The sequence below is a fragment of the Polaromonas sp. genome, assembly GCF_013817205.1.
GTDB lineage: Bacteria > Pseudomonadota > Gammaproteobacteria > Burkholderiales > Burkholderiaceae_C > Polaromonas.
Genome location: NZ_JACDDD010000135.1, coordinates 1 through 4,604, shown reverse-complemented (window position 1 = coordinate 4,604; position 4,604 = coordinate 1). Strand labels below are relative to the sequence as shown.

The window sequence follows — 4,604 nt, the reverse complement described above, 5'->3', positions numbered from 1 at the left end:
GGGGGCAGTTCGCCCTAAATTGGCCAAAACCCATCCAGTACCCAGACAATTCGACGAACGACACGCATCGGCCGCTGCGCGCCCCAAATCATGTGCTCATCGGACTACTGGTGAAATATCCGGGCTAACGGGTCCGGGGTCCGTGAGATCCCCGGTGTGGTCGCCCCGGTGCTGGGGAAAGGCCACCACGAAACCGGCCTTGACCAGCGTACGGGCCAGGTCTGCATGCACCCAGGGGTTGCCGCCCGAGCCGTGTGAGATGACGACCAGACGGCCGTTGCCGCGCACCGGCGCGCCTTGCCAGGCCAGGCTCAGCGTGAAGGGGCCGCGCTGGCTTGCCTGCTCGTCCGCACTGGACGGGTAGAACACGGTGACGGGGCCATCGTCCTGCAGGCCAGCCAGTTGGGTAAGTCCCATGCCAGCTTGTGCGCAGGCGGTGGCAAGCGACAGCAGGCAGGTGAGGAGGTAGTTGCGCATGGGGTGCACTGCTGTTTACCAGGCGTCGCGCTGCAGCGTCATGCGCTCGCGCTCCTGCTGCACCAGGCGTTCATGCAGGCCACCACCACCGGTGACCAGGAACACCACAGCGCCGTGAATCAGCAGGCCGATGCCCCAGCCGAGGGCCGGGAATACCGCCCAGTGCCTGTCGCTCATCGCCGACAGCACGGCCAACAGCAGGTTGACGATGATGTAAACACTGGCATGGATGTACCAGCCCATCTTGGCCGCTGCGCGCTTGCGTGCCACCCGGTCGAGGTCTTTGTCTTGCAGGGTGCTTGTGTTCATGGTGGGTTCCTTTGTTCAGACGTTGAGTGCGGGCTGAATCCGGCTTGCGGCGGGCCGCAGCGCCAGGCGCATCAGCCCGATGGCGCGGCCGGCAAAAATGCCACTGAATGCGCCGTACAGCGTGCCGACGGCCATGCCGAAGTTGGCGTGGTATTTCAATTCCGGGTGCATCACCAGGCTCACGCCCACGGCGTATTTGGTCACGAAGATGCCCATGATCAGCACCATGGGGATCCAGCTGCCCGGCAGCCGGAACTGGCGTGAGGCGCTGTCGTAACGTGAGCCGGCCGGCACCGGGCGTTGCGTGACCACCAGCATCAGCAAGACGGCGGTGGCCAGCCAGCTGCCCAGCACGGCCGGCGAGGCGCCGAAGGCCGAGATGGTGCCGTACAGCGAGAAGGCGCCCAGGCCCAGCGACATCAGCACAATGCGGGCCGCGCTGGCGCTGCGGCTGCGCACCTGACTGAAGCCCAAGGCCAGCAGGGCGGCCAGCAGGCCCCAGACCCAGACGGGCGTATTGATGAGGATTTGAGCAATCATGGGAGGCCCTTGGGTTGCGGTTGGGATGGGATGGACGTGGGGCGGGAGCAGGCCTAGCCATTTGACCCAGATCAGCTCGCCCAGAAATCGGCCCGGCAGCAGTGTGAAGACGCCTGCCACGCCGCAGGCACCGAGGTAGAGGCCTTGCATGGTCTTGCGGTGGCCGGTGATGTTGCCCTTGGCCAGAAACCAGAAAGCCAGGAAAAGCATGCCGTACACCACCGGAACGAGCAGGTGGATGGGCGTGTAGCCTGCAATGTTGGGCAGCCGGTAGTCCCGGATGAAAATGGCCGAGGTGCCCGTCAACAGCATCAACGTGACCCAAGCGTAGCCGGTGGCGCGGTGCAACTGGGGCCGGTTCGCGCCGGCCTTGCGTGCCCACAAGGCAACAGGGCCCATGGCAAGGGCAGCAAGCGCGGCAGTGAGGTGAATGGCGATGAGGGGTGACATGTCCATGTGTGGCTCCTGGTTGGATGAAGCGAACTTTGCCCAAGCCGCACCCGGGGGGCGAGTGGATTGCGACGAAATGCAGAAACTGCGGCGCGAGTTGCCTGCGGACGGGATGAAAGGCGGAGCCGCATGCGGCCGTTCCGCAGGTATGGGTATGCCGGGGGAGGGGGACCTCTGGCCCGACCACAGCGACTTCGGCCATCATCCAGTCCCGACGCGTGGCCTGTCGATCCATGTTCAAAAATGGTGGGAATTCAGATCGTTACATCAGGGAAAGTACGCTATTGAGCATGCTTTCGGGTGCCATACTTGGCCTGACACAGCTTGAAGTCCCACCCTTTCACGCAAAGATGAAAACAGAACAGAGAAAATGGACTCAGTCCCGGGGATGGTCTCCACGATCGGCGGAAAGCTTGGCGAAGTCCGCGCAGCTGGTGCTGGTATTTGGCAGTGTGGCCGTGCTGCGGCAGCGGCGCCTCACCGCGGCAATCCGTGCAGAGTATTCAGCCGCTCACATCTTCGGCTGCTCCACTGCAGGGGAAATCTGCGGCTCCCACGTTCTCGACGACTCACTTGTGGTCACGGCGGTGCAGTTCGACAGTACGCCAATACGCAGCGCCCAGGTGAAGGTTGGGCCGGCGGTGGCTAGTTTCGAGGCGGGTGAGCAGATCGCAAGGCAATTGCCGCTCGTGGTGCGCGACGCGACCACTGGGGTCGAAGACAAGCTGCTGCATGTCCTGGTGATGACCGATGGCTTAAAGGTCAATGGCAGCGCGTTCGTTGCCGGGTTGATGAAGCACCTTCCCGATGGCGTCAGTGCGACAGGCGGGATGGCCGGGGACGGCGTGCGCTTCGGCGAAACCCTGGTGTACCGGGACGGCGTCGCCGAGACCGGCGCCATTTCGGCGCTCGGCTTGTACGGCAGCAGGCTGAAGGTCGGCTACGGCTCACTGGGCGGATGGGATACCTTCGACACTGAATGGCTCATCACGCGGTCGGAGGCGAACGTGCTGTACGAACTGGATGGCTTGCCTGCGCTTGCGCTGTACAAGGAATTTCTGGGCGCGGGCCCGGCGAAGGGTTTGCCTGCGACCGGCCTGTTGTTTCCCTTGAGCCTCCGCGCCGAGGAGGACGAGACGCCGGTGGTGCGCACCATCCTGGCCGTCGACGAAGCGGCGCAGAGCATCACTTTCGCCGGCGACGTGCCCGAAGGCGCCTATGCCCAGCTGATGCAAGCCAATTTCAGCCGCCTGATCGACGGCGCCACCGGCGCAGCGCGCATCTGCCAACAGGCGCTGCCGTCGTCCGAGCCAGAGCTGGCCCTCCTCATCAGCTGCGTCGGGCGCCGGCTGGTTCTCAAGGAACGCGTCGATGAGGAAGTTCGGGCGGTCAACAACGTGCTGGGCGGCAGTGCCACGCTGGCGGGCTTTTACTCCTACGGCGAAATTTCCCCGTTCACACCTGGTGCGCGGTGTGAATTGCACAACCAGACCATGACGATTACCACGTTTTCGGAGAGGGAGGAGCCGTTTAAGGCTGCCTAGAAGTCTGCGATGCCGTCAGGTGATGGGCAATGAGGGGAAACAGGTGGATGTGCTTGTGCGGCTCCTGTGAAGGAAGGAGATGGACTGCGGTCAGGTGTTGGGGTGCCGCGCGGCTTTTGCGACGAAACGCAATAACCGCGGCGGGAGTTGTAGTGAACGAACGTAAAACGCGCCGACCCGGCGCCAGCCGCGCCCCGGGGGCTACGAGCCGCCAGCGATAATCACGCCTTACCTTTCTGGAGCGTGCGTGGACATCACATTGCTGATCAAGGCGGCCGTCATGGGCATCGTCGAGGGCCTGACCGAGTTTTTGCCCATTTCCTCCACCGGCCACCTGATCCTTGCCGGCGCGCTGCTTGGGTTTGACGACGCCAAGGCCAAAGTCTTTGACATCGCAATTCAGACCGGCGCCATCTTTGCGGTGATCCTGGTCTATTGGCAGAAGATCCGCGACACGCTGGTGGCACTGCCGACGGAAAAGCAGGCGCAGCAGTTCGCGCTGAATGTCTTTGTGGCCTTTGTGCCGGCGGTGCTGCTGGGCCTGCTGTTTGGCAAGGCCATCAAGGCGAATCTGTTCACCCCGGTGGTGGTGGCCACCACCTTCATCATTGGCGGCTTCATCATCCTGTGGGTTGAGCGGCGCCAGCAGAACAACCCGGCGGCGGCGCGCATTCAAGAGGTCGAGGCCATGACGCTGATGGATGCGCTCAAGGTCGGCCTGGTGCAGTGCCTGGCCATGATCCCTGGCACCAGCCGCAGCGGCGCGACCATCATTGGCGGCATGTTGCTGGGGCTGTCACGCAAGGCGGCCACCGATTTCTCGTTTTACCTGGCGATCCCGACGCTGATTGGTGCGGGGGTATACAGCCTGTACAAGGACCGCGCGCTGCTGTCGGTGGCCGACCTGCCCATGTTCGGTGTCGGCCTGCTGTTTTCATTCATCAGCGCCTGGCTGTGCATACGCTGGCTGCTGCGCTACATCGCCACCCATAGCTTTGTGCCTTTTGCGTGGTACCGCATTGTGTTCGGCATCGTGGTGCTGGTCACGGCCCAGATGGGCTGGGTGCGCTGGGCGGGTTGAGACGTCTGATGTGTTATCCCGGGACTTGATGCGGCGTCTGTGTTGGCAAGCTCCTGCCGGGCGGTCCACCACCAAGCCGGGGGTTGCCCGGCGGCAACTCACTTTCTTTTTGCGTCGCCAAAAAGAAAGTAAGCAAAGAAAAAGGCGACCCTGCTGTCTGCGTCCCCTCCGCTTCGCTGCGGGGCAGGGGGGGGGGGGGGGGG

5 protein-coding genes are annotated in these 4,604 nt (G+C 63.5%); 2 read left to right on the top strand and 3 right to left on the bottom strand.

Annotated features, from left to right (window positions below; genetic code table 11):
- Window positions 1-96: 96 nt before the first annotated feature.
- From H0W47_RS18345 to H0W47_RS18685, 3 genes are read right to left on the bottom strand one after another with little or no spacing between them, the layout of a single operon-like run.
- Entirely contained in the window at window positions 97-477 is a 381-nt protein-coding gene (locus H0W47_RS18345) for a hypothetical protein (protein ID WP_367265432.1), read from the bottom strand.
- Between the two features lie 15 nt (window positions 478-492).
- Entirely contained in the window at window positions 493-786 is a 294-nt protein-coding gene (locus tag H0W47_RS18340; protein ID WP_296927014.1) for a 2TM domain-containing protein, read from the bottom strand.
- A gap of 15 nt (window positions 787-801) precedes the next feature.
- Window positions 802-1,782 carry a DUF6622 family protein gene (locus H0W47_RS18685; protein ID WP_367265431.1) on the bottom strand — a complete coding sequence of 327 codons (981 nt, stop codon included), beginning with the start codon at window positions 1,780-1,782 and terminating at the stop codon, window positions 802-804.
- 407 nt (window positions 1,783-2,189) lie between these two features.
- Here H0W47_RS18685 and H0W47_RS18330 point away from each other — a divergent pair, with 407 nt between their 5' ends.
- Window positions 2,190-3,320, top strand: a complete 1,131-nt coding sequence (locus H0W47_RS18330) for an FIST signal transduction protein (protein WP_296927012.1) — start codon at window positions 2,190-2,192, stop codon at window positions 3,318-3,320.
- A 247-nt stretch (window positions 3,321-3,567) separates the two neighbouring features.
- Window positions 3,568-4,401, top strand: coding sequence for an undecaprenyl-diphosphate phosphatase (locus H0W47_RS18325; RefSeq protein WP_296927010.1), 834 nt, complete (start codon window positions 3,568-3,570; stop codon window positions 4,399-4,401).
- The last annotated feature ends 203 nt before the right edge of the window (window positions 4,402-4,604 follow it).